At 38.7% G+C, this 25,945-nt stretch carries 26 protein-coding genes and 1 pseudogene; 22 read left to right on the plus strand and 5 right to left on the minus strand.

Features of this window, described 5'->3' with window-relative positions:
* Positions 1-6: 6 nt before the first annotated feature.
* Both QFZ31_RS33410 and wrbA read left to right on the plus strand, forming a co-directional pair.
* Positions 7-426, plus strand: coding sequence for a DoxX family protein (locus QFZ31_RS33410; protein WP_307312485.1), 420 nt, complete (start codon positions 7-9; stop codon positions 424-426).
* A 46-nt stretch (positions 427-472) separates the two neighbouring features.
* Positions 473-1,138, plus strand: a complete 666-nt coding sequence (gene wrbA / locus QFZ31_RS33415) for an NAD(P)H:quinone oxidoreductase (RefSeq protein ID WP_307312488.1) — start codon at positions 473-475, stop codon at positions 1,136-1,138.
* Positions 1,139-1,196: 58 nt separating this feature from the next.
* Here wrbA and QFZ31_RS33420 read toward each other — a convergent pair.
* Positions 1,197-1,583, minus strand: a pseudogene (locus tag QFZ31_RS33420) (IS3 family transposase); the annotation flags it as partial.
* Between the two features lie 375 nt (positions 1,584-1,958).
* On the opposite strand from QFZ31_RS33420, the gene QFZ31_RS33425 reads away from it, so the two are divergent.
* Positions 1,959-2,126 (plus strand): hypothetical protein, encoded by a 168-nt coding sequence (locus QFZ31_RS33425; RefSeq protein ID WP_307312492.1) that lies wholly within the window; start codon positions 1,959-1,961, stop codon positions 2,124-2,126.
* A gap of 109 nt (positions 2,127-2,235) precedes the next feature.
* Here QFZ31_RS33425 and QFZ31_RS33430 read toward each other — a convergent pair whose 3' ends face one another.
* The gene (locus QFZ31_RS33430) at positions 2,236-2,547 is read right to left on the minus strand and encodes a winged helix-turn-helix transcriptional regulator (protein ID WP_307312496.1); all 312 of its coding nucleotides are present in this window, start codon (positions 2,545-2,547) and stop codon (positions 2,236-2,238) included.
* 314 nt (positions 2,548-2,861) lie between these two features.
* A complete protein-coding gene (locus tag QFZ31_RS33435; RefSeq protein WP_307312500.1) occupies positions 2,862-3,098 on the minus strand; it encodes a hypothetical protein in 237 nt (78 codons plus the stop codon).
* Here QFZ31_RS33435 and QFZ31_RS33440 point away from each other — a divergent pair.
* The 3 genes from QFZ31_RS33440 to QFZ31_RS33450 all read left to right on the plus strand — a co-directional run bounded on the left by QFZ31_RS33440 (position 3,019) and on the right by QFZ31_RS33450 (position 5,524).
* A complete protein-coding gene (locus QFZ31_RS33440; protein WP_307312619.1) occupies positions 3,019-3,492 on the plus strand; it encodes a hypothetical protein in 474 nt (157 codons plus the stop codon). The two genes, QFZ31_RS33435 and QFZ31_RS33440, sit on opposite strands and share 80 nt — an antisense overlap.
* A gap of 250 nt (positions 3,493-3,742) precedes the next feature.
* Positions 3,743-4,468 carry a polysaccharide deacetylase family protein gene (locus QFZ31_RS33445; RefSeq protein WP_307312502.1) on the plus strand — a complete coding sequence of 242 codons (726 nt, stop codon included), beginning with the start codon at positions 3,743-3,745 and terminating at the stop codon, positions 4,466-4,468.
* A 270-nt stretch (positions 4,469-4,738) separates the two neighbouring features.
* A complete protein-coding gene (locus QFZ31_RS33450; RefSeq protein ID WP_307312503.1) occupies positions 4,739-5,524 on the plus strand; it encodes an SDR family oxidoreductase in 786 nt (261 codons plus the stop codon).
* Positions 5,525-5,655: 131 nt separating this feature from the next.
* Here QFZ31_RS33450 and QFZ31_RS33455 read toward each other — a convergent pair whose 3' ends face one another.
* Positions 5,656-7,116 (minus strand): alpha-amylase, encoded by a 1,461-nt coding sequence (locus QFZ31_RS33455; protein WP_307312506.1) that lies wholly within the window; start codon positions 7,114-7,116, stop codon positions 5,656-5,658.
* Positions 7,117-7,377: 261 nt separating this feature from the next.
* Between QFZ31_RS33455 and QFZ31_RS33460 the strand changes: the two genes are divergently transcribed.
* The 3 genes from QFZ31_RS33460 (at position 7,378) to QFZ31_RS33470 (ending at position 9,180) form a co-directional block, all read left to right on the plus strand.
* Positions 7,378-7,617: a KGG domain-containing protein gene (locus QFZ31_RS33460; RefSeq protein ID WP_307192926.1), complete on the plus strand. Its 240-nt coding sequence runs from the start codon at positions 7,378-7,380 to the stop codon at positions 7,615-7,617.
* Between the two features lie 72 nt (positions 7,618-7,689).
* Positions 7,690-8,034, plus strand: coding sequence for a general stress protein (locus QFZ31_RS33465; RefSeq protein WP_307312509.1), 345 nt, complete (start codon positions 7,690-7,692; stop codon positions 8,032-8,034).
* Between the two features lie 573 nt (positions 8,035-8,607).
* Entirely contained in the window at positions 8,608-9,180 is a 573-nt protein-coding gene (locus tag QFZ31_RS33470) for an integrase (protein WP_307312512.1), read from the plus strand.
* Here the strand turns inward: QFZ31_RS33470 and QFZ31_RS33475 are convergent.
* Positions 9,177-10,016, minus strand: a complete 840-nt coding sequence (locus tag QFZ31_RS33475) for a hypothetical protein (protein WP_307312514.1) — start codon at positions 10,014-10,016, stop codon at positions 9,177-9,179. The genes QFZ31_RS33470 and QFZ31_RS33475 overlap by 4 nt on opposite strands.
* Positions 10,017-10,673: 657 nt before the next feature.
* On the opposite strand from QFZ31_RS33475, the gene QFZ31_RS33480 reads away from it, so the two are divergent.
* The 13 genes from QFZ31_RS33480 (at position 10,674) to QFZ31_RS33540 (ending at position 25,932) form a co-directional block, all read left to right on the plus strand.
* On the plus strand, positions 10,674-10,877 hold the full coding sequence (locus tag QFZ31_RS33480) for a hypothetical protein (protein ID WP_307312516.1): 204 nt from the start codon (positions 10,674-10,676) through the stop codon (positions 10,875-10,877).
* Between the two features lie 36 nt (positions 10,878-10,913).
* Positions 10,914-11,909, plus strand: coding sequence for a LacI family DNA-binding transcriptional regulator (locus QFZ31_RS33485; protein WP_307312517.1), 996 nt, complete (start codon positions 10,914-10,916; stop codon positions 11,907-11,909).
* A gap of 182 nt (positions 11,910-12,091) precedes the next feature.
* Positions 12,092-13,543 (plus strand): sucrose-specific PTS transporter subunit IIBC, encoded by a 1,452-nt coding sequence (locus QFZ31_RS33490; RefSeq protein WP_307312520.1) that lies wholly within the window; start codon positions 12,092-12,094, stop codon positions 13,541-13,543.
* Between the two features lie 55 nt (positions 13,544-13,598).
* On the plus strand, positions 13,599-15,077 hold the full coding sequence (locus tag QFZ31_RS33495) for a glycoside hydrolase family 32 protein (RefSeq protein WP_307312524.1): 1,479 nt from the start codon (positions 13,599-13,601) through the stop codon (positions 15,075-15,077).
* Positions 15,078-15,104: 27 nt separating this feature from the next.
* Positions 15,105-16,073, plus strand: coding sequence for a carbohydrate kinase family protein (locus tag QFZ31_RS33500; protein ID WP_307312527.1), 969 nt, complete (start codon positions 15,105-15,107; stop codon positions 16,071-16,073).
* A gap of 242 nt (positions 16,074-16,315) precedes the next feature.
* On the plus strand, positions 16,316-17,281 hold the full coding sequence (locus QFZ31_RS33505; RefSeq protein WP_307312530.1) for a bile acid:sodium symporter family protein: 966 nt from the start codon (positions 16,316-16,318) through the stop codon (positions 17,279-17,281).
* Positions 17,282-17,609: 328 nt separating this feature from the next.
* Positions 17,610-17,939, plus strand: a complete 330-nt coding sequence (locus tag QFZ31_RS33510; RefSeq protein ID WP_179603487.1) for a hypothetical protein — start codon at positions 17,610-17,612, stop codon at positions 17,937-17,939.
* A 29-nt stretch (positions 17,940-17,968) separates the two neighbouring features.
* Positions 17,969-19,135 carry a hypothetical protein gene (locus QFZ31_RS33515; RefSeq protein ID WP_307312532.1) on the plus strand — a complete coding sequence of 389 codons (1,167 nt, stop codon included), beginning with the start codon at positions 17,969-17,971 and terminating at the stop codon, positions 19,133-19,135.
* A gap of 63 nt (positions 19,136-19,198) precedes the next feature.
* On the plus strand, positions 19,199-19,534 hold the full coding sequence (locus QFZ31_RS33520; protein ID WP_307312535.1) for a hypothetical protein: 336 nt from the start codon (positions 19,199-19,201) through the stop codon (positions 19,532-19,534).
* A gap of 95 nt (positions 19,535-19,629) precedes the next feature.
* Positions 19,630-19,965 carry a hypothetical protein gene (locus tag QFZ31_RS33525; protein ID WP_307312538.1) on the plus strand — a complete coding sequence of 112 codons (336 nt, stop codon included), beginning with the start codon at positions 19,630-19,632 and terminating at the stop codon, positions 19,963-19,965.
* A 59-nt stretch (positions 19,966-20,024) separates the two neighbouring features.
* Positions 20,025-20,828 carry a hypothetical protein gene (locus QFZ31_RS33530; protein ID WP_307312542.1) on the plus strand — a complete coding sequence of 268 codons (804 nt, stop codon included), beginning with the start codon at positions 20,025-20,027 and terminating at the stop codon, positions 20,826-20,828.
* A gap of 240 nt (positions 20,829-21,068) precedes the next feature.
* Entirely contained in the window at positions 21,069-25,688 is a 4,620-nt protein-coding gene (essC, locus tag QFZ31_RS33535) for a type VII secretion protein EssC (protein WP_307312545.1), read from the plus strand.
* The gene (locus QFZ31_RS33540; RefSeq protein WP_307312547.1) at positions 25,681-25,932 is read left to right on the plus strand and encodes a methyltransferase; all 252 of its coding nucleotides are present in this window, start codon (positions 25,681-25,683) and stop codon (positions 25,930-25,932) included. Before essC ends, QFZ31_RS33540 begins: the two co-directional genes overlap by 8 nt.
* Positions 25,933-25,945: the final 13 nt, after the last annotated feature.

Genomic DNA, 25,945 nt, shown 5'->3' on the forward strand with positions numbered 1-25,945 from the left:
ACGGAAATGTTAAGAAATGAAATTGGAGCACTTATTTTACGCGTAACATTAGGAGTAATCTTTTTTATTCATGGAGTTGTAAAGTTTCAAGGCGGAATAGAGAATACCGCGGGCTGGTTTGAAAGTCTTGGCTTACCAGGAGTGACGGCATATGGAGTTGCTTTACTCGAAATAATTGGCGGAATCTTATTAATCGTTGGATTGGCAACAAGACTAGTTGCAGCTTTGTTTGCATTATTAATGATTGGAGCAACATTAAAGGTGAAACTAGCAATTGGGTTTTTAGGAAATGGTCAAATGGCTGGATATGAACTAGACCTAGCATTCTTAGCTATTGCAATATATCTTGTCATTAATGGAAGCAAGCTATTCTCATTAAGTAAACTAATTTTTCACAGAGATTCAACGAACGCAAAAGCACTTTAATATAATTAGAAATTAAAAATAAGTAAATAATAGGTGGTGTAACGACATGGGGTTTTTATCCAAATTATTTGGAAATTCAAAAAAAGAGGAGAACGAAAACATGACAAATGTAAAACTGGCAGTTATATATTACAGCATGGGTGGAACAAACTATCAATTAGCAAGATGGGCAGAAGAAGGTGCTAAAGAAGCTGGTGCTGAAGTAAAAGTATTAAAAGTACCTGAACTGGCTCCGCAATCCGCTATCGAAGGGAATCCTGTCTGGAAAGCTACAGTTGAAAAAACAAAGGATGTACCAGAGGTTACATTAGACGATTTAGAATGGGCAGACGCGATTATTTTCAGTGTGCCTACTCGCTTCGGTAACATGCCAGCTCAAATGAAGCAATTCCTAGATACAACTGGTGGTCTCTGGTTTAATGGAAAACTAATGAATAAAGTTGTAAGTGCCATGACATCAGCACAAAACCCTCACGGCGGTCAAGAGGCAACCATTTTATCACTTTATACAACAATGTATCATTGGGGTGCCATTGTTGCAGCTCCTGGTTATACAGATCCCGTTACATTTGGGGCTGGTGGTAACCCATATGGAACAAGTGTAACAGTTGGTCAAGATGGAAAAATGATTGAAGATGTTCAAGCAGCTGTTAAACATCAAGCAAAACGTACTGTAACCGTTGCTGAATGGGTGAAAAAAGCGAATCAATAAAATTCAATTAAAAAACTAATCGAGCCTGATCTGACCCAATAAAGTTAGACAAATATTTTTATGCAACTTTTAAGACTTGAGTTCGGTATTCCACCGGACTCAGGTCTTTTAATTTTGCCTTCATTCGTTTGTGATTGTAATAATGAATATTATCAGCTAATTCCTGTTCAAAATGCTCTATACTGTCAAATTCCTGTAAATAAAGGAGTTCTGACTTTAATAAGCCAAAGAAATTTTCCATGACTGCATTATCCAAACAGTTACCTTTTCGGGACATACTCTGTGTAATTCGGTACTCTTTTAGCGTTTTTTGATAGTGTTTCATTTGATAATGCCAACCTTGATCTGAATGAAGAATCACATGATCGCCTGGCTGAAGACGTTCAATGGCTTGGTCTAACATGTCTCCTACCAATTTATAAACAGGACGTTTCATAACGCTATAAAGATATTTCAATTTCTTCAAAAGGACTTACCCTACTATGAATTTATGATCGGGTTAGAGTTTCTTCGTATAAGGGAAAATGAGTATTATGGAACTGAAAAAAAGTATTTTGGTATACAGATAATATGCGATCTTTAATCGTTTTTGAACCGGATAAACATAGTATTTTTGCCACAAAGAACGAACAGGAAAAAAAGCAGTTACGGAAATAATTATGTATGTATTAACTAAATCCTCTATTTTTAAAGAAGTGGTATCGACCATGTTTAATAATCTTCAACATGAAAATGTAGTTTGTGAAAAGGAAGACAATGAAGTTGAGGCAAAACAGGTACAGTTAGAAAAATTGTTAAATGTACACATTGAGTGGAAATAATGAGTGGTAAATTTTGCGTCGAAACAACTACTGAAAAAAAGGCCTTTAATAAGAAGGGAATTATTGATGATAATTTACGACTATCTTGTCAAGTTCGAGTAGATCAAGATGTAGAAATTATCCCAATCATGACAGTGGAAAACTCAGGACTAGAACCAGGGCCATGAAATGATTATTGTATTGGTTGACATACACGTTTTGCAAACGCAAGAGGAGCATTACTAGAGGAATTACATTGAAAAACCTCTCTAAAAGTTATTAGAGAGGTTTTTCAATTTACAACCATTTATCTGCCCATTCCTCTAAAGCTTTGAGTGATCGTCCAAGTTCTGTTCCTTTTTTGGTTAAAGAATATTCGGTCCTTACCGGACGGTCTGCAATGACATTTCTTAATACAATTCCATTATCCTCGAGCTCTTTCATCCGTTCATTTAATACTCTTTTACTTAAATCGGGAATGAAGGCATGAATTTCACTGAATCTTTTTGGCTCCTCCATTAAAGCGTGAACAATGAGACCCATCCATTTCTTCCCCATAATATGGTAGCACTCTTCAACTTTATTGCATAATTTATTTTCTGTATCCATTAATAACACCCCCTAATAGTATCTTGGTTATTTTTAATAACTATATAATCATATTAACAAATTCAGTTGTTAAAAGAAAGTATTTACTGGGACAAAATTACCAAATGAATAGAATGTGTTCTTTTTGTTCATGAATTCGACACAAATAAATAGACAGCTAAATTTTAAAAAGTTATCATGGTTACATAAAGTTACCTGGTTATTAATAGAAAAAGATGACAGAGCTAGAGAAGAGAAATATTTTTAAAAAAATCACGAAGTCAAAATTTATTTAATTGAGATTTACCTAGTTGCCATTCTAAAAAATGGACTTCTCATACTGACCTCCTATATTGCAACATAAACGCCTTTAGCAAAACAGTTGCTGAGCCTGAATTCTTTGGGAAGGCTTCAATCAGTGCTGGAAACGTCCCAGAATCCATAATAGAATAACTAAAGCCTGCTATTAATGCCAAAACAAATGCTACTTGGATGTTAGGGGCTAATGGGATACCTGCTAAAAAAATAATATTTAGAAAAGTCGCTGTAACAACAAGCGGTTTTCTTCCCATTTTATCTGAAAGCCTTCCTGCAAAGCTCTCAGTAGGGGCAACTCTTTTACCGATTATGATTGTATTTTTTATTTCTCATGATTTGTTCTATGGTTTATCCTTTTTCGTGCCTGCAGCAATTTATTTTATTAATGGAATGGTTTTACTACTAACTCCATTCCCTAATCATAAAGCAAATAAATTCAAAGATAATGTAAAGGATTATCGTTCTGTAGGCAGGGGCTCATCTAGTCGGAAAACATTTAAAAAAATTGATGCAGCCGGTCCTGATATTTATATCGTAGGTCGCAGCGGTTTATTTGGATTAGATGAAGATATAGAAAAATCATGGGAAATCATGTGTAAAGATTATGAGGACATGACTAAGAAAGTGATATCGAAGGTATTATCATAAAAACCTTCCGCCTTATTAGAGGCTACTCATTAATTTTGCAAATTCATGAGTAGCCTCTTTTTTTATTTCTATTGGTCAAGAAGATTTATAAGTTGTAAAAACCGTTAGAAAAGGTCTTTCCATTAGTTTATCAAACTTATGAGAGGCCATTTTTCTATGTTTACCTGTGCCTCTCACCACACGAAATGAAATGATAAGATCTAAGCAAACGAGGAACAATAATCGGAAATGAGATAAAGCGAGGAGTTTTATGAAAAAGTTTCTTCTAAGTATTCTTCTTTTAATGGTCCCTTCACAGGCAGTAGCACAGGGGAAAGTACCGATTTTGGTTTATCATTCTATCGATGAGTATAAAGGATTGGGTTCTAAGGAGCTATATGTCACACCGGAAAATTTCGAGAAGCAAATGATGTATTTGCGCGACCATGGCTTCACCTTATTAACGTTTGAACGATGGCAGGACATTGATAAAGTAAACAAGCCCATTTTTATCACCTTTGATGATGGATATAAAAACAATCTAAAGGCCTTTGCTATCTTTCAAAAGCTGAAAACAGAACGATTTCAACCAACAGGAACTATTTTTATCATTTCAGATTTCATTGGCCAATCGATCCGATTATCGGAATCGGAGATAAAAAAGATGGTGGATTCCGGCATCATCTCCATCCAGTCGCACACCGCGACTCACTCTGATTTAATAAAAATAAAAGATTATGACTATGAACTTAAAGAGTCCAAGGATAAGATTCAAAGACTAACGGGTAAACCGGTGATTGCTCTTTCCTACCCATATGGAACGTGGAATAACAAGGTGGTAGAGGAAACGAAGAAGCATTATAGGTTTGGGCTCACCACCACGCCTGAAGCATTCTCTAAAAAGGGAATAAAAGATGAGCTTTACCTTTTGCCGCGGATTTATGTAAAGTATTCAACTACGCTGGATGACTTTGCAAAGATTGTGGAAGGGGAATAATGGTTCGAAATGTCCTTAAAAAGCCTCCATAGGATTATATATACAGGCTCCCTGCTTAAAGGGCGCTTATTTTTTGTTCATTTTTACGATATTTACGTCACTTTTTTGGATTGTTGAACAGTGTGCTGCCAATTATTTAATCATTCTATTTTCTTGTGATAGTCATGTTAATAATTTATATCAATAGGAATAACCAATATAATCTTTATGTTTCAAAATCTCTATGGCGGATATAGTAATAGATATCATCTTTTAAGGAGGCTTTATAACGTGGAGAATCTACTTCAAAATCAGGTTGCTCTTGTTACAGGGGCTGGCTCAGGGATCGGAAGGGCTGCAGCTCTAAAGCTTGCTCAAAATGGGGGAAAGATTGCTTTAATAGATTTGCATAAAAAAAACGTGGAAAAAGTGAAAGATCAGATTGAAGAAATGGGGAGTGAGGCACTTGTCTTAGAAGCAAACGTTGCTCATCCCAAGGAAGTGGAGACCTGTTACAAAAGAACCATTGATCAGTGGGGGAGACTAGATGTGGTTTTTGCGAACGCGGGGATTAATGGGAAAGTTGCGCCCATAGAAGACTTGGAACCTAAGGAATGGGACTTAACCATATCCAATAACTTAACGAGTACATTTTTAACTGTAAAATATGCGATCCCGTACTTGAAGAAAGAAGGGGGTAGTATCATTATTACTAGTTCCATTAATGGGAACAGAATCTATAAAAATATTGGAATGTCTGCATATAGTACATCCAAAATTGGCCAGATGGGCTTTGGGAAAATGGCTGCTCTTGAGCTTGCCAATTACGGTATTAGGGTCAACATAATCTGCCCAGGTGCGATTGAAACAAGTATCAATGAAAACACATGGAAAGAAAATGAACAACTAAAAAAAGTCGAAATCCCTATTGAATATCCTGAAGGAAACCAACCATTGAAGCACAAATCAGGAAAGGCTGAACAAGTCGCCGACTTAGTACTATTCCTTGCTTCTACCCAATCAAACCATATAACCGGAAGTGAAATTTACATTGACGGTGCCGAATCCCTTTTATAAAGAAAGGATATCATCAATATAGCTATAAAAAGTTAACTCACACCACAAAAAGATAGAACAAACAAAACGTCCACCTGCTAGTGGACATTTTGTTTGTTCTATTAAAATTTGGCCATTATCTAAAAAGTATCTTATTCCATAGGAAGGTAAGTCCAAACGGAAACGCAGCCACCGTTAACCGGGAAAGTGGCATAACCATCTTCTTCGATAGTGATCTGGTCATCCCTTGAGTTTGTTAGGTCCACCCATGTTTCTCCAGCTTTTCTTTTACCAACGTACATTCTTTTCTCACCATCTTCCCCATTTGAGATGACGACCGCACACCCTGAGTGTTTAAACTCTTTACTGCCAATGCGAACCCAGCCAATGGTATTTGGATGGTCGAAGTAATCATGTTGTTCCCCGTATGCTTTCTCGTATCTGGCAAAGAGAAGGCGATCAATGATTTCTTTGTGTCCTTCTGCTGGCACCGGTCCTCCGATTCCGTAATAATCCCCATAGAACAGACACGGATTACCATCTCTTCTAAGGAGAATTAGGGCATATGCACTGGGTTTAAACCAGTCTTGAACCCATGATTCAAGAGATTCCAGGGGCTGAGTATCATGATTATCAACGAAGGTTACAGCATTCTTAGGATGGGAGTTCACAAGGGTACCTTCGAAAATACTGGTTAAATCGAAATCGCTGCCTTCGTTGGAGGCTTGGTGCAACTTGTAATGCAAGGGGACATCAAACAAATCTATCCGATAATCGACATGGTCAAGGTATTCTTGGCAGGCATGAAGTTCAGTCCTCCATACTTCACCGACAAAATAAAAGTCATCACCACGGTGTTTACGCATCTCCTCTACAAACTCACTGACAAAATAGTGATTAATATGCTTGAGTGCATCAAGACGGTATCCATCGCAGTTAAGGGTATCACTAAGCCATTTTCCCCATTCTATCATTTCTTTTTTTACTTCAGGGTGTTCATAGTCAATATCAGCAAACATTAGATAGTCATAATTACCATATTCATTATCTACATGATTACTCCAATCCTTGTCATCTCCAAGGATTTTAAATATTCCCGATTTCTCCGTCTTATTATCATAATCAGTCCCGACAAAATGTTCATGCCTCCATATAAAAGAAGAATATTTCCGCCCCCGCTCTGGAAATGTAAATTTTGTAAAAGCCTCAATTTCAAAGGGTTCAGATATCTCTTCCGTCCGGTCCTCCTGGTCCACTTCAATGACGTTAATTATTTCCGTCTCGTCAGCACCTGCTTTATGGTTCATTACGAGATCTATAAAGACTTTAATGCCGATATTTTGACATGCAGTTATTGCTTCTATTAGTTCTTGTTTAGTCCCGTACTTTGTCCGGATGGATCCCTTTTGATTAAATTCACCCAGATCGTATAAATCATATGGGGCATAGCCATTATCATCAGGAGAGATTGCCTTTGTTACGGGCGGTATCCAGATGGATGTAATTCCTTTTTCTTTTAATTCTGGTGCCATTTCCTTCAGACGTCTCCAGTGTTTTCCATCTGGCTCTAGATGCCACTCGAAAAATTGCATCATGGTGTTGTTTCTTTTCATGTTTCCTTTCCCCCAGTTCATTAATCTAAAGTATAAGAATATGTACCCGATTTGATAGAAAAAAAACTAGAGAAATTAAATATATTTAGCTTCGATAGTTATAAGGGTTTTGCTTTTAAGGAGCAGGGGTTAATTCACTTGAACCTATAGGAGGTCTTTGGGTTTTTCTAAAAGCAATCAAAAAAAGGTGTTTAATTTAATAGAGGGCGGGAATATAAAGAGTGCAACAAAATTCCAATAAAATTAAGGAGGAATATTTCTATGGCGAAGAATACCAAGAACAATCGCAGCGAAAACAATAATGGTAACATGACTGTCGAAGAGGCGGGACGGAAAGGTGGAGAAGCCACCTCCTCAAACCATGATAGGGAATTTTATGAAAAGATCGGGCAAAAAGGCGGCGAAGCTACCGCTGCAAACCATGATAGAGATTTTTATGAAGAAATCGGCAGTAAAGGCGGCAAAGCCCGTGCTAGACAACGTGACAATGACAATAGTTAATAAAATAAATTTCTAGTTATCTAGTGATATTGAAAACCAAGTATTAAGAGAATAATATAGGAGGAATTTTTAATGAATAACAATAATCGAAATAACAACGATAATGATAAGATGACTTTACAAGAGGCAGGACGAAAAGGCGGCGAAGCTACCGCTAAAAACCACGACAGAGAGTTCTATGAGGAGATTGGGCGTAAAGGCGGCGAAGCCACTTCAGAAAACCATGACAAAGAGTTTTATGAGGAAATCGGACGAAAAGGCGGCGAGGCCACTTCAGAAAACCACGACAGAGAGTTTTATGAAGAGATCGGGCGAAAAGGCGGCGAAGCCACTTCAGAAAACCATGACAGAGAGTTTTATGAAGAGATCGGGCGCAAAGGCGGAGAGTCACGTGCCAGACAACGTGACAATGATTAAATACGTAGCAACACTCATCAAAATTAATCCGATATATTAACGAAATAGGGGTGTCCCATACAATATGGGACGCCCTTTTTTGCGTTGGATGCCTTCTATATTAATTACCCCATTGATTCTTATTCCAAAATGACAGTCGTATTGGCACCGTTGAATAAGCGGAGATTTTCCGGTTAGATTCAGAATGGAGCTCGTTTTGGGGTAAATAAGTGGAATTTTTCCGACTATGCAAAGCAAAATTGCCCATTTTTGAATTTTCCGAGCTAATAGGCGGAATCTCTCCGTCTATTTAAGCCTATTTTGTTATAAATTAATAACTAAGCGGAATTTTTCCGTCTATTTATCCTATCGGATGATTGATGTAACCTGATCCCCCAGCCGATAAGTGCAAACCCTCTTTATCTTATACTTAGTATTACTTGTTGCTGCCGAATTTATTTTGATATATATTCTAATAGTTGTGGGAAACCTCATATAATAAAATATGTGAATATAAGACTTCCACACTATTAATTAGCGTAAAATAATTATATACCTCAAAAGATAAATTAAATGAGAAAGCCAGGGGGAAAATTGAACAATAAGAGTAGAAAAAACTGGATTGAGCAGTTAATACAGTCAACAATGAGAGCTGTTGGAATAGAAATTGAACGGAGGCAAAACCCTACAGGGGTGAATATGAGCTATAACTTTATCCTTAACTATATAGGATATGATGTGAAACGTATAGAAGAAGCAATAAAGGAAATGCAGGCTGAAGTTTCACTCGAATGTTATATTAAAGCTTTCACATTACATGAGTTAGGGCATGCGTTGGACCGGAAGGCTTTACTCGATTCACTGACAAAAACACTTGAATTTTACGAGATGAAAAAAAACCATACAATATCCGAACAATACAGTGATTACAATCATCTAACAATGTTAATCGAAGAGCATGAGATGAATATTGCGTTCGAAGAAACCGCTTGGGCGAATGCCGAAAAATTGAATATGGAATACGGTATTGTTGACTGGGATAGCTTTGAAAAGGTTAAGAATCAAGGAATGGCAACTTATTTGAAATTATATGAAAAAGATTTACAGATATATAACAAGCTTGTATCGGAGCAAAACCGATGTCGTGATGCCTTTTCTTTTGCTTAACTATTCAGTTTAAGGTATTTCCTCCCCTTTTGTGGATAGATTCCCTCGGTTTGAAACCACTCCCAAAGCAAGGTGCCACTCTTTCGGCCAATAATGCCACTCATAATAAGTTCAGGAACGATTATAATGGTGGGCAAGCCTTTTACATAATAGGTTTTATTGGTGTTAAATTCTTTTAAAACAGTAATCTGGTCAATGATACTTGTGACCTCAAAAAGGCTATCCCATCTTTTCGTACATTGCTTGAAACTCTGGTTAGTTATTTCGATTTGATGCTCGGGACTAAAACCTTTCTGATGGAGTTGTGGAAAGTCTCTCAAAAAAATTGTATTCAGCACTTGCTCACATACTTTCAGGTCGGAAATTGCCTCTTTAGAATACTTATCAACGACTGCAAACCATGTTGTACCAACACGCTTATCAAGCCACTGGACAAACATCCTTAATTGGGAAAGGAAAGTTTCTACTTGTTTTTGATCAGGGGTAATTCTCATGACATGAGGAAAGTGGGTGAAAATCAGTTCTTCCCAGAATGGTCGTTTGCATTTTTTCCATGAGGGTGGACAGTCATCTTCCAAAACGGTGGTCATAAAGTTTGATAAGATACGGAGAAACTCATTGCGGTCCTTGTCATAGGGGCTTATAAGTTTATAGTCGATAAAATCCTTGCCATAATATAAAAAGTGTCCCCGGTGCCTCATGTCAAATTCAGCACTTATTCTCATATTTTTTAATAGTTGATCACGTTCTTGGGGATTTTCAAAGTGCTTCATCAATACCTTCATCTGAGGTTCTTGCTCGTTACAAATATCCCTCGTATTATCGCTGTTCTTCATAAAATCGACCTGCTTCCATAGTGAATTGTTTTTTGGAAAAGAAAAGTGAGGGTTAAAGGAGAATTTTGCTGGGACTACTAGTATTATATCCTTCTCATAAACGTATAAAATGGTTGAATTATGTTACTTTTGTGAAAAGTTGCTACCATTTTGCTAACGCAATTCAGTGAAAAACATTGAAATTCCGTTAAAGGTGTTATGGTAACGATTATCAAAACCACTTATCAATATAAAATTTATACGGATATTTCCTCGACAATAAATTGTTTTAGAAAACTGATAATAGCTTGGTTTAAAAGGGTTTGCAGCACTTTTAAACAAACGATTAGTTAGTATAAAATTTGTTGCTATTTGCCGGAATATGTATTCTACTAGTTTCTATTGTCAGTTTTGAAGAAAATTCCTAACAACCACAACTATTATTCGATAATTATTTCTCTTGAAAACAGCTCCAAGCAGATTAATTAAAGAGTTTACCCACTTTTCAATCAAACGTTTAATTAGCTAATTTAGTTTTAACCAAACGATTGATTAGAAGAACTTTAAATGCTGTTAATCCTATGTTTAATCCTCCTTAGTTAGGCAGAATTTGTCGAGAAGTTGACTCGTGAAATACGGCGGTTATCATTTTAACTTTATTAACAGATTTATATCCCTGTGTTCAGATGGGCATTTATTGGTCCATTGGCAACCGCTGATTTTGGTGGACTTGACATTTGGAAGAGTGTCGTTGAGAATCTTGCCCCAGTATTATCAAAAGAGATAAAGATTCCAGCATTTGTTGAGGAAACACTTCTTTTCCTTATCAGATCGATGTTCATCATTGCTCCATTGTGGATAGTGCCATTTATGTTACTATAATGATATCGAAATTGAAATGTTATGAGGTTGAGGACAATGAGTACGATTTTAGATATTGCTAAGCTTGCGGGTGTGGCGAAAAGTACGGTTTCTCGGTATTTAAATGGCGGCTCTGTTGGGGAAGCAACAAAGAAGAAAATTGAACAGGCCATCAAAGAAACTGGGTATTCTCCGAATCCATTTGCGCAGAGTTTAAAAGCGAAGAAAACGAATATTATTGGCACGATTGTCCCGCGGCTTGATTCCTATGCTTCTTCACAAACATTAATTGGCATCGATGAACAATTAAAGAAAATGAATTATCAGATGCTTATTTCCAATACTAGCCAAAGTCTAGAGCGAGAGATTGAAAGCATTTATAGCTTCGCCAATCAAAAGATGGCGGGGATCATTTTGCTTGCTACCGAAATCACAGATCAGCATATCCAGGCATTTGAAAGTGTAAAGGTTCCTGTACTCTTAATTGGACAAGAACATGAAGACTTTCATAGTCTGATTCATGATGATTTTCATGCTGGTTATGCGATGGGGCGGTATGTACTAGAAAAAGGATATCGGAAAATTGCTTATCTAGGCGTAACGGAAAGGGATATTTCAGTAGGCGTGAAACGAAAGCAGGGTTTTAAAAAGGCAATCCAAGAAGTAGCCGATTGTGATGTTCGCTTCTATGAGACATTATTCAATATTCCAGCTGCACAAGCGAGTGCAAAGGAAATCATCGATAAATTTCAGCCTGCCATCTTTGTTTGTGCAACGGATAATATTGCTCTTGGTGTTTTGAAGGCGTCATACTCAGAAGGGATTACAATACCGCAGGACGTAGCTGTTACAGGTTTTGGCGGCTATGATGTGACAGGAATCATTCATCCGGGAATAACGACAGCGAAGTTTTTTTACAAGGAAGCAGGGGAAAGTGCTGCCAGGCATATTGTAGAGCTCGTTAATGAACGCAATGTGGAAAAATTAACCGTCTCTAAATTTGAAATTATTGAGCGGGAAAGCGTTGACAATCTCTTTAAACGTCCCCTATAATAAAGGTAACGAAACCGGTTCCAATTAAGAGAGCCTATTCATACTAACAGTTGGATACGGTTTCTCTTAACCAATTATTTTTTTAGATAATTTTGGAACCGGTTCCTCCTATAAATGGTTTTTATTTTTTTATCCTTAAATGGAACCGGTTCCTAAATACGAATGAAAAGAGAGGGATTAAGATGGATCATAAAAAAATTGCTCGGGAAGTTTTGGACGCCATTGGCGGTAAGGAAAACGTATCAGCTGCAGCGCATTGCGCCACACGTTTACGTCTTGTTTTAAAAGATGAATCAGCCGTTAACCAATCAGCATTGGACAACATGGATGTCGTAAAAGGTACCTTTTCAACCGGAGGTCAGTTCCAAATAATCTTAGGTTCTGGAACGGTGAACGAGGTCTATAAACACTTGGCGGAGATGTCTGGTCAAACGGAAATGTCAACGAGCGATGTAAAAGACGCAGCGACAAAGAAACTAAATCCGATTCAGCAGTTCGTCAAAATGCTGTCAGACATTTTCGTTCCGATTATTCCAGCCATCGTAGCAGGTGGTTTATTAATGGGGATAAACAATGTCTTAACAGCTCCAGATTTATTTATTGAGGGAAAATCCTTAGTGGATGCCAACCCAGAAATGGCTGATTTGGCGGCACTTATTAATACTTTTGCAAATGCAGCCTTTGTTTTTTTACCGATATTAATTGGTTTTTCCGCTACGAAGCGATTTGGAGGGAATCCATTCCTTGGGGCAACTCTTGGAATGCTTATGGTTCATCCAGACCTATTAAATGGATACGGTTACGGTGCAGCGGTACTGAATAATGAAGTCCCAGTTTGGAATCTATTTGGCCTAGAAATAGAAAAGGTAGGCTATCAGGGAACCGTTTTACCTGTTCTTGCCGCGTCTTTTATTCTAGCAAAAATTGAAACATCCTTACGTAAGGTTATTCCATCTGCTTTAGACAACTTATTAACACCATTATTGTCTATTTTTGTTACTGGCCTTTTAACATTCACTTTGGTAGGACCGTTGACACGCTCAGCTGGTAATCTATTAACAGATGGAATCGTTTGGTTATATGACACAACAGGTGTGATTGGTGGTATTATTTTTGGATTACTGTATGCACCAATTGTTATTACAGGTATGCACCATAGCTTTATTGCCGTCGAAACACAATTGCTTGCCGATGTCGTGAAAACAGGTGGATCGTTTATCTTCGTCATTGCGGCGATGTCAAACATTGCACAAGGAGGAGCGACACTTGCGGTGCTAAAAACAACGAAAAATGCCAAGATCAAAGGAACTGCTTCAGCAGCTGGGATTTCTGCGCTACTTGGGATTACTGAACCAGCGATGTTTGGGGTTAATTTGAAATTACGCTATCCATTTATTGGTGCGATTATTGGTTCTGCCGTTGGATCTGGCTTTGTTACGCTGTTCAAGGTTAAAGCGACTGCACTAGGGGCAGCAGGTATACCAGGAATCATCTCGATTCGCCCAGATACGATTATTTCATATATTATCGGAATGGCCATCGCATTTGTCGTAGCATTTATTGTCACGATTGTATTAGCGAAAAGAGACGAAAAAAAAGCAGTTAAACAAACATCTGATAAAGCAGCAGCATAATAAAAATAAAAAGGAGAATCCCATGATTCTCCTTTCTGTATTAGGAGTGAACAGCATGGAATGGACAAAAGAGCAGCGATACAGAACCTTGAACGATGTATCCGAAGAGGAAATCCAAGGGTTAGCCAAGCTAGTGAATCAATGCCCATGGCGCCAGTCTTTTCATATTCAGCCGGAGACAGGATTGTTAAACGACCCAAATGGGTTTAGTTACTTTAATGGGGAATATCATTTATTCTATCAATGGTTCCCGCTCGGGCCGGTTCATGGGTTGAAGCATTGGTATCATACGAAGTCTAAAGACCTGGTTCATTGGGAAAATGTTGGAGTGGCCATTGAGCCATCGAATGAGTTTGATCGTCATGGTGCGTATTCCGGAAGTGGAATTGAGCATGATGGTAATTTATATTTAATGTATACGGGCAATACGCGCGATGAATATTGGAATCGACACCCCTATCAATGTTTGGCTGTGATGAATCGTGATGGTAGTATTGTAAAAATGGATGCACCGGTCATTGCAGAAGTTCCGAGCGGTTTTACCGATCATTTTCGTGATCCAAAGGTTTGGAAACATGGGGACCTCTTCTATTCAGTCATTGGTGCCCAAAGGAAAAATGAGACTGGCAGTGTAGTTTTATACTGCTCTAGGGATTTAATTGATTGGCAGTTTGCGGGTGAAGTGAAGACGGGGTTAGGTGAAGAGTTCGGTTATATGTGGGAATGTCCGGATTACTTTGAGCTGAATGGGCAAGGTGTATTCCTTTTCTCCCCACAAGGGTTAAAAGCAGAAGGCGACCACTATCAAAATATTTATCAATCAGGGTATGTAATAGGAAGTCCTATAGATTTAGAGAATAATGAACTGAAACATGGTGCTTTTCATGAGTTAGATCGCGGTTTTGATTTTTACGCACCGCAAACAACGGTGGATCACCAGGGAAGGCGTATTTTAGTCGGCTGGATGGGATTACCTGAGATTGACTATCCTACTGATAGAAATGGCTGGGCACATTGTTTAACACTTCCTCGTGAGTTAAAGATTAAAGACGGAAAACTGATTCAACAGCCAGTTCCGGAGTTGAACTTGCTTCGCGGGAAAATGGTAGAAACCAGCCGAAGTGTTGAGAATGAAAATGTACGTTTGGATAACTTTGAGGGAGACGTGTATGAGCTTCTTGCGGAGTTCTCTGATAGTAATGCTGAAGAATTTGGTGTTGAACTTCGGGTCGGAGAAAGTGAGAAAACTGTAATTAAATATGATGCCGTCGTAAAAAAGGTTGTATTTGATCGGACTAGTTCTGGTGAATCTTTTGCTGAAGAGTTTGGTACGATTCGGAAATGTACGATGGACGACGCTGAAAAGATTTCGTTCCGAATTTTTGTTGATGTTTCTTCTGTTGAAGTGTTTGTAAATGATGGAGTGGAAGTATTTACTGGAAGGATTTTTCCTGGTAAAAATAGTAATGGAATCTCTTTGTTTGCACGTGGCGGACATACGAATGTAAAGGCTGTTAAATGGGATATCAACTAATCTTTTAGACGTACTAGAGGTGAAAAAATGGGAAAGTTATTTTCAATTGGTGAAGTGTTAATTGATTTTATTCCTCTTCAAAAAGGGGTTGCCTTAAAAGATGTTCTCGCATTTGAGAGAGCTCCTGGGGGAGCACCGGCAAATGTGGCTGCGGCTGTTGCTAAGTATGGACAGGAAGCAGCGATGATTTCAAAATTAGGGAACGATGCATTTGGCGACTTTTTAGTAGAAAAGCTTGACGTGGCCGGCGTTGAGACAGAGAAAATATACCGGACTGATGATGCGAATACTGCCTTAGCTTTTGTTTCGTTAAAAGAAAATGGGGAACGTGATTTTTCATTTTACCGTAATCCTTCTGCTGATTTACTGTTAAGTGAGGAGGAAATCGAGCCATCATGGTTCCAAGCCGGGGATATACTCCACTTTTGCTCAGTTGATCTGGTGGAAAGCCCGATGAAACAGGCTCATAAAAAAGCGATTGCCGCTGTTTCAGCTGCGGGTGGCTTGGTGAGCTTTGACCCAAATGTGCGGCTTCCACTTTGGGGAAATCCTGAGGACTGTCGTAAGGCAATTCTGGAATTTTTACCGGCTGCAGATATCGTAAAGGTTTCCGATGAGGAGCTTAATTTTATTACAGGATTACAAGATGAGTCAGACGCGATAAAATCGTTGTTTGTTGGAAACGTGAAGGCGGTTGTCTACACAAAAGGACCTGCGGGAGCGGACTTGATTTTAAGAAATCAAACGTTTGAATCGAGCGGATACGCTGTTGAAGCGGTGGACACAACTGGAGCAGGTGATGCGTTCATTGGCGGATTCTTATATCAATTACTAGAATTGCTTGCAAATCCGGAAAACATTGAGGAAGTGCTGCGAAACCACCAGGCCTCTATCCTTCAATTTGCCAATGCTAGCGGTGCTCTTACTACAACTGGAAAAGGAGCTATCTCTGCACTGCCGAATAAGAGCGCAGTTGAAGAGCTCATAGGGTCATAATACTTTTACTTGGATTAAACGCAGCCAAGGTTGAAAACACATACTGTGCTGTCGCAAATGAATATGAAAAGAGAAGGTCTTTCATTAGTTCACTGAACGGATGAAAGACCTTCTCTTTATTTTCATACCTATAAGGATTATGAGGTTTTTGTTATTTTATCACGAAAAATGTCATTGATATTGTCTGAATATAATGTATAATGAAATAATCAAAAAATTCTATAAAAAGGTGTGGACTTCAAATGAAAATGCTAGCAAGAATTAGCACAGTAGCAGGTAACACTTTTATCTACTGGGTTTTACTTTTCACGGCATTAGCCATGATGTTTCCAGGCGGTTTTACCTGGATTGCTCCATATATCTCAATTCTGCTTGGAATTATCATGTTTGGGATGGGATTAACGTTATCTGTAGAAGATTTCAAGGCCGTATTCAAACAGCCTTTAGCAGTTTTTGTAGGGGTTGCGGCTCAATACATAATCATGCCGGGTGTAGCTTATCTTCTGGCAGTAGGATTGAATCTCCCTCCTGAAGTGGCAGTTGGTGTTATTTTGGTTGGTTGCTGCCCTGGGGGAACAGCATCGAATGTAATGGCGTACCTAGCAAGAGCAAATGTCGCTCTATCCGTTGCTGTTTCATCGATGGCTACTTTGGTATCACCAATTCTAACCCCTGCGCTTATTTATTTATTAGCTAGCCAGTGGCTTCCTGTATCAGGAAAAGCTATGCTTATGTCAACGATTCAAATCGTTCTTCTACCTATTATTCTGGGTATTGTCTTTAAATGGATTTTGAAGGACAAAGCAGAAGAAGGGGCGAAAATTCTGCCGCTTGTCTCTGTAATTGGAATTGTCGGTGTTATCTCTGCGGTAGTAGCAGGTAATAAAGACAATATCCTAGAATCCGGTTTAGCGATTCTCGGTATAGTTATTCTTCATAATTTTGTTGGTTTGGTTTTAGGTTTCTTTATATCAAAATGGTTCAAATTCCCGTATGCTGATCAAAAAGCAATCTCAATCGAGGTCGGAATGCAGAACTCAGGACTTGCCGCAGCACTAGCGTCTGCCCATTTCTCTCCACTTACGGCAGTTCCGAGTGCGATTTTCTCAGTGTGGCATAATATTTCTGGACCATTGGTTGCCACCTACTGGGCAAAAAAGGCGGCAAAGAAAGAACAGGAAAACGAACAGGCTAAAAAAGTATCCTAAAATGTTAGGTGGACTCAAGACCAAGATGTAAAATTGAATCCTAATAATGTTAAAAAAGAGGTTTTCCAATTGTTCTTTGAACTCTAGGAGAGCCTCTTTTTTTATCTGTTTCCTCGTATTCAAAGAGTGTTGAACAGGGGTAAAGGAAAAGCCTAGGCCTTCAGGCGTTATTTTTTATATATTTTGGAGGACCACTGGTACAAAATAACCAATTTCTTCTTTTTTATAGAATAATAAAAAAATAGCTTTTATAATAAATAGGAAAATAGAGGGAATAAACCGGGTGAACCGTCCCCATTGTAATTGAAACCCAAGAGCAGGTGATGATGTGAGTATTAATGTTAATGTAGCCGCGTCGCAGGCAAATAGAATCAACGATTATTCCTCTAAACTAATTGAGGTTAAAAACAACTTAAATAGGGTGAAAGGGGATCTCAACAACGGTTGGACCGCAAAGGAAATGATCTATATCAACCAAAGTATTGATAGTATTAATCAGGAAATCGCAGCACTTTCTTCTAAATTAAGTTCAATTGGTACAGATGTTCTCTCGGCTGCACATCAAATTCAGCGCCAAGAGGAAGCTGAGGCAAAAGCAAAAGCAGAAGCGAAGGCAAAAGCGGAAGCGGAAAAAAAGGCAAATGCCGCTGGGAACTAATTTACTAGAGTACATGGAGGTGCAAAAAATTGCCGCCTATAAAAATTCATACAGATTATGTTAAACAGACTGGTGCCAGTATTGGTCTCATGTCTCAAAAAGTATCAGAGGTTAGCGATGGTTTAAGCGTTCTTAGGTATTCAATAGATCATGAGATTATGAATCGGGGGAATTTACGTTCAAGGTTCAATGCTGCTATCACGTCAGCTAATCAATTAGAGACGCGGATAAGAAACTTGGACCGGTTTATTGCTCAATCCATGGATCAGTATTGCCGGACAGAAACGGAGCTAACCAAAAAATCTGAATCTGCCTTAACCCCAGAATCTAAGAAATCAACGATTGCTAGTATCTTAAATGTCTTTAACTACATCAATGGAAAACTTAGTATCGGAGATGCCGCATTAGTTGGCACACAACTTTTCACAATTGCTCTTAGTGCTGGGATTTCACGGAAGCTTAAAATTAATTACATAGGCGGAAAGCCAAAGTTTTGGAAGAAAATTAAGGGTGATTATAAATTTACAGTAGGAGCTCATCCATCCTGGAAGAGTAGAGGGAGAGGAAGATATGACTCGAAGCTGGCTCGTGCCATTTACAATTTTTCAAAATCGAGCCCTACCAACCATATTGTAAAACAACTTCATAAGTTGGCAGCTTCTTATAACAACCCTTCAGCTTTATTAAAGCATGCTGCTGGTTTTCCAAAGAATTGGAATCTGTTAAAAGCGGATACTTTATCTGGTACATTTCAAAAACGAATAACAACCGGTACAAAGGAAATTGCTGAGCACCTAATCGATGCCAAGGGTTGGACCAAAGCGGCAAAGAAAGTCCCATTGGTTGGCTGGGGAATTTCAATCGCTGCAAACACTGCAGAGTTTGTTGATCCTGATAATGCAGGTAAGACCGGTGGAGAAAAGACCGGACGCGCAGTTGCTGGACTTGCCGCTGATTTTGTCGCAATCAGCGGAGGCGCTAAAGTCGGTGCGATGATTGGGAGCGTGGGTGGCCCTGTCGGAATCGTAGTTGGCGGTGCCGTTGGTGCCTTAGTCGGCGGAGTCGGAAGTATTGTCTTTGAGGACCAGATTAAAGGTGTTGGCGAAAAGCTTGGAGGAGCAGTTGAAGAAGGAATTAAAGATATAGGTGCGGGGATTAGTAACACTTTTAAATCCGTAGGAAGCTGGTTCAACTAAAAACGTTTTTTTATGAAAGCGAGAAATCTTCAGCAAATCTTTTAATAAAGGATCGGATGAAACATGACTTTAGAAACGATGAAACTGGTTCAAGGCTTATTATCCTATTATCTGAGTATTCAAATAATGTTCAGTATCTTGGTATTTTTACTCGGAAGGATCGTGCTTGATGTTTATGAAACAGGTGTTTATGAAAATCCTAAAACGGTTTTCCAACGGACGCTTACGTTTGTGACCAATGCTTTTCTTGGTATAGGACCGTATCTGAACAAGAAATTTTTTAAGTACTCTTTCTTAAAAAGAAAGTTCTTTATGTTGCTTTCTATTGTTGTCCAAATTGTTGCCTCTATTATTGTTTATTATGTAATTAAAAATCTCCTCCGGGCGATTTTTCTATAAACTGCCTATATATGTAACTAGAAAAAAACACAACTAAAAACGTTTTGTCCCTGTGGTTTTCAGAAAATCCCATATTAAAGGTTAAGGAATGAAACATGACTTTAGAAACATTGGAACGAATCGAAGAATTACTAATTTATTTTCTCGGAGTTCAAGTGATTTTCAGTATCTTAGTATTTTTACTCGGCAGAATCATGCTTGATGTATACGATGCAGGTGTTTATGAAAATCCAAAAACGGTATTTCAACGGACGTTTACGTTTGTGGGCAATGCTTTTTTTGGTATAGGACCGTATCTGAACAAGAAATTTTTAAAGTACTCTTTTTTTAAAAGAAAGGTCTTTATGTTGATTTCAATTGTTGTCCAACTTTTTGCCTCTATTATTGTTTATTATGTAATTAAAAATCTGCTCCGAGCGATTTTTCTATAATTACTCTTTCGAGAAACTATGTACAAAAAGGCTTTATAACGAAAAGGAATGTGAAATAAATGGATTATATCATGACTTGTACATCAGCGGAGCTCGCGCTCTTAGTCACACTTAGTGGATATCCTGGTGTAGCAAAAGGTATTGCAGAAGCTTCCGTAGGAGAAAAAAGTCAAAAAGAATGGGAAGCAATTATGGAAGTAACTACTCATCAATTAATCCTAAAGCAGCTCTGGGATGATGACCAAGAGAGTAAGGGAGAAATCCCATTAAAAGTTGAGATTCAGCAATTTATTCAGAGCTATGTTGGATCCAAATGGATGATTCGCTGCTCAAATAAGGGACAATCGAACATTCTAATGATTCACCATATTGAAAATGATACATGGATGACTCATATTATCGATCGTGACATTATCCACGAATTTGCCTATATCAAAGGTGCTGATATTCCAAGCATAATACGAAACTATTACTCTTTTTCGGAAAAGGGCATTGATAGAGCGCAGCATTTCCATCTTTCCGATCAGGCATTTGATTTGCTGAGTGAACGCCATAACATAAAGAAAGTAAGGAAAATAAGCAGTTTTACACCTGAAGAAGAGCAGAGCTTCAGAACATTTCTCAATGATTTAGAATCGCAGGGCTGGTCTCTTTATAATATTTCACTGTTTCATAATCCAAGTATTGAAAGAGACCCGATTCTCGAAAATATTGTCTTCTTTCTTCCCGCAGCGAAAGGGATTTGGGTCGTAGAATATACGGACCATCCAACTGCACCAGTAAAGGTTGAATTAAATACGTTTGAGCAGTGGTGTGATTTGTTAAGTGGTGTAGGGCTTGAAGCTTCAAGTGTAAATAGTTGATAACGAAAATCCATATGAGAACTCTCATGTGGTTTTTTTATGGGATCAATGGTCCTTTATTCTTATCTCATCTTAGAAAAATCACTAGGAAGAAAAGGCTAGACAGGCTCTGTATCAGTTATTGAGAGGATTGGGATGGATTTGTCAAATTGTGTCTAAAGTATGACAGACCAAATGAAAAATTGCTTTATAATAACAAATATAGGAAATTGTTTCTACTGGAGCAGGGAGAGAATTGTTTTGATCGTAACACTGTTTGATAGAGGTAAAGCATTTAATCTTGTTTTACCTGAGAAAATAACCGGGAGATACGTTCTCTCTACGGTTGATAAAGATGATAACACGATTGATTTAATGGCAGTTGAAGCAGAAAACGGTAAGTGGTTTGTAAAATCAAATAAATATGCCTACCTGAAAGGCGCTGCTGGGGAAAAGATCGGAAAAGTCCCAGTAGAGCCTTTTATGACGTATACAATCTACCGTGATCAAGATTCGATTGCACTATTATATGTGGAACCAGCAAGTGAAGGTCGAAATGAGTTTACTAGACATATGGTATCAGCCGATGTGATTAGGATTGGTCGGGCTAAAGAAAATGATATTTGTTTTACCGACAAGTTGGTATCCAGCTTACACTGTTCCGTTGAATACGATGGGGATGGTCAGGCGGTAGTCCGGGACAATAACAGTTCAAATGGTACATATGTCAATGGTGAAAGAATTAAGGAAAAAGTGCTCGCCATTGGTGACGTGATTTCGATTATGGGCCTGCGGATTATTTACAATGGACGATTACTTTCGTTAAATAATCCTCATCAATTAGTGTTTTTATATCGAAATGCTTTTAAACCTTTTGTTGTTGAGCCGCCAATTGTCAAAGAGGAAGAGGAGCTCGATGATTTTCTAATCGAAGAAGGACAGGATGATTTGTTTTTTCGTTCACCAAGGTTTAAACGGGATATTGAGCGGAAGACCATTAAAATTGATCCTCCGCCGCAAAAGAATAATTCCGAAGAATCACCGTTAATGCTGCTGCTTGGTCCCTCGATTACGATGGGGATGGCGTCACTGTTTACGGGAATATTTGCCGTTCAAAATGTAATGCGGACGAATGGGGACATTATGTACGCAATGCCTACACTTATCATGTCATTAAGTATGATGATCGGAATGATTCTTTGGCCGATTTTAACCAAAAGGCATGAGAAGAAAAGGCGGATGGAACAGGAGAAAATACGTCAGGAAAAATATAGCAAGTACATAGAAGAGATGAAACAAGTGGTGGCAGACGAATGCAAATACCAGAGCGAAATCCTGCATGAAAACCATATTCCCCTATACCTGTGCCTAAAAAGAATCCGAAATCGCGAACGTAATTTATGGGAACGCACAATAGGACAAAACGATTTTCTTAAAATTAGAGTCGGTTTAGGTGATTTGCCATTAGACGCGGAAATTAAATATCCTGAGAAAAAATTTATGCTTGAGGATGACAATCTCCAGGATGAATTGTATCAATGGGTAGAATCTCCTCAAATCATAAGACAGGTGCCTGTCACCATATCACTTGTCGATGAGCGCGTTAGCGGAATTATTGGAAAAAGGGATTTGGTTGTTGAATTTGCAAAAGGGATTATTTTTCAATTAGCAGCCTTACATAGTTACGACGAATTAAAATTAGTGTTTCTCTACGATAAAGAAGAACAAGACTGTTGGAAGTTCATCAAGTGGCTGCCGCATGTGTGGGATGATGGAAAGAGAGTCCGCTTTATTGCCACTGACGCCAATGAAATAAAAGAGCTTTCTGCTTATTTTGAAAAAGAAATCGCCCATCGAGCAGCCATGGCTGATAGTAATGAAGATGCTATTAAGCAGCATTATGTAGTGTTTTCGATGAGCAAAGAGTTAGCCGGAAAAGCTGAAATGGTGAATTTGCTCTTAAAAGAAAAGAAAGAGATTGGCTTCAGCTTAATTACTTTATATGACAGTTTGGAAATGCTTCCGAAAGAATGCACCAATGTCGTTGAGCTTAATGACAAAACCAGCAAAATCTTCGACAAAGACGACATCTCAGGGAAGGTTCAACACTTTACCGCGGATATTTTTTTACAGCAGGGTGCGGAACCCATTGCTATAGAGTTGGCCAATATCCAGTTAGCTTCTTCTATAAAGGCCTACACCCTTCCTGATATGATTACCTTTTTAGAAATGTTTGGCGTTGGAAAAGTGGAGCATTTAAACTCACCGACACGCTGGAAGGAAAATAATCCGACGCAGACGATCGAAACGCAAATTGGTGTTAACCAGGCAGGAGAACCTTTCAAGCTCGATCTTCACGAAAAATACCATGGACCACATGGATTGATTGCGGGTATGACTGGCTCTGGTAAGAGTGAGTTTATTATGACGTTCATCTTATCGTTAGCAGTAAACTACCATCCAGATGAAGTGGCCTTTATTTTAATCGATTATAAAGGTGGCGGGATGGCTAATGCATTCAGGAACCTGCCGCATTTGGCAGGTACAATTACCAACCTTGATGGAGCAGCCGTCAAACGTTCGCTAATTAGTATCCAAAGTGAACTAAAACGGCGCCAGGCTATTTTTAGTGAAACAAGCAGGAGACTGAATGAAAGCAATATTGATATTTATAAGTACCAAAAATTATACCGTGAAGGTGCCGTTTCAAAGCCATTACAGCATTTGTTTATGATTTCCGATGAGTTTGCCGAATTAAAAACGCAGCAGCCTGAATTTATGGACCAGCTGGTCAGTGCGGCCCGGATTGGAAGAAGCTTAGGCGTCCATTTGATTTTAGCGACACAAAAGCCTTCAGGGGTTGTCGATGATCAAATCTGGAGTAACAGTAAATTCCGTATCAGCTTGAAGGTACAAGAAAAAGCGGACAGTATGGAGGTCATCAAACGGCCGGACGCTGCAGAACTATCACAAACCGGACGTTTCTACTTGCAGGTCGGGTACAATGAACTGTTTGAACTTGGTCAATCGGCATGGGCTGGGGCGCCATATTATCCTGCAGATAAGGTGGAAAGGACAAAAGATGATGGAATTACGGTCATTGATAATTTAGGACGCGTAATGAAATCAGCGAGAATTGATAGGCGGAAAAATACAGTCATAAAACCAGTGAGTCAAATTGATGAGGTCACAAACTATTTAGCAAATCTTGCAAACCAAGAAAATATTAAAGTAAAACAACTTTGGTTGGAGCCAATCCCAGCCAATATCTACTTAGATGAACTAAAGGAAAAGTATCGTGAAGCAGCGTTGCAACCGTTTGAACTGAATCCTGTGATAGGTGAGTATGATGATCCAGCAAATCAACGCCAGGCATTGTTGAGGCTGCCAATCTCACAAGAAGGCAATACCGTTGTATATGGGGTAGCTGGAAGCGGGAAAACAACCTTCTTGACCTCGCTTATTTACTCCTTGATGGAAGAACACACACCTGAAGAAGTAAATCTATATTTACTAGACTTTGGGTCAGAAACATTAGGCTGGTACCGTGAGTCTCCGCATGTTGGCGATGTAATGCTGTCACATGAAGGAGAAAAGATCGACAATCTCTTTAAAATGATGACCAGTGAGATCGCTGCGAGAAAGAAACAATTCGCAAATTATGGAGGAGATTTCAAAACCTTCAATCAGCAATCGAACGAAAAGGTACCATCGATTGTGCTGATGATTCACAATTACTCTGCTTTTTCAGAGATGTATGAACAATATGAGGAAGCCATTTCATTTTTGACCCGAGAAGGAACCAAATATGGAATATATTTTGTCGTAACAGCGTTAAATACGGGTGCGATTCGATACAGGCTTCTTCAGAACTTCAAGCAAATGTATGTATTGCAGCTGAATGACACAACTGAATATTCTGGTGTGTTAGGCAATGTTGATGGAGTCTATCCGTCAAAAAATAAAGGTAGAGGAATTTTAAAAACGGAGAATGTTTATGAATTCCAGGTTGCTCAAATTTCAAAAGAAGCTTCGGACTTGTACGGCTTTGTAACAGGTTACTGCCGTGAGTATCAGCAAAAATGGAACAAGAATTCAGCCAAACGAATTCCGATTCTACCAGATAAAGTAGATACCGAGTATTTACAAGATGAGATACGTTTTAACGAAACAAATAGAATTCCGATTGGGGTCGAGAAGGATTCCTTAAGTATCTATTCTTATGACTTTACTGCTCCAGAGGTCAGTCTTGTAACTTCGCATACGGGTGATGAATGCTCAAGCTTTATGCAGGGACTTGCGGAAGTGATCTCGATGAAAGACAGGAGTGAGGTAATTGTCATTGATGCTGATGACAGCTTTGTTTATGACAGCAGCCGCTCGTATCAATATGTGACAGGACCCAAACACTTAGAAGAGACGATGGTCTATTTGTTTAATACATTGGTGTACCGCAATAACACTACAAAGGACGCAATTGCAGAAGGCAAGCAAGCACCAGTGTTTGAAAACATCACCTGTATCATCCATTCATTCACAGAATTGAATGCACAGCTCTCTGAGGACGGAAAAGATAAACTAAAAGTCTTTTTAGAACGAGTAAATGGACTGAATGTGACGATTATCTTCTCTGATGCTGTCGACAAACTAAGCTCCTACACATATGAACCGTGGTTCCAAAAACAAGTTTCACTAAGTGATGGGGTTTGGGTAGGAAATGGTATTGCTGAACAATATACTCTAAAAATCAATAAAATTACCAATGATATGTATGGTGAACTAGTAGAGGACTTCGGCTATGTAGTGAACAAAGGGAAAGTAAAACTAGTAAAACTCTTGACCACTGCAGCGAATGAAGAGGAGGCAGTGCAATATGCATAAGATTTTAGTCGAGATCTATAACCCGGCTTCAAACAACACTTATGACGTATTTATCCCGCTGAATAGTGCTGTATATGAAGTTATCTATCTGCTGGCACATACAATCTCTGACCTTTCACAAGGGCATTACAAGGCCACAGAGCAAAGTGTTTTATGTGATCGAATGACTGGAAACGTATTTGATATCAACAGGACCATCGAAGAACTTGGTTTAAAAAATGGATCCAAGCTGATGTTACTCTGATTGGTTGTAATCA

Origin of the sequence: Neobacillus niacini (assembly GCF_030817595.1) — a bacterium.
In the GTDB taxonomy this organism is placed as follows: Bacteria; Bacillota; Bacilli; order Bacillales; family Cytobacillaceae; genus Neobacillus; species Neobacillus niacini_G.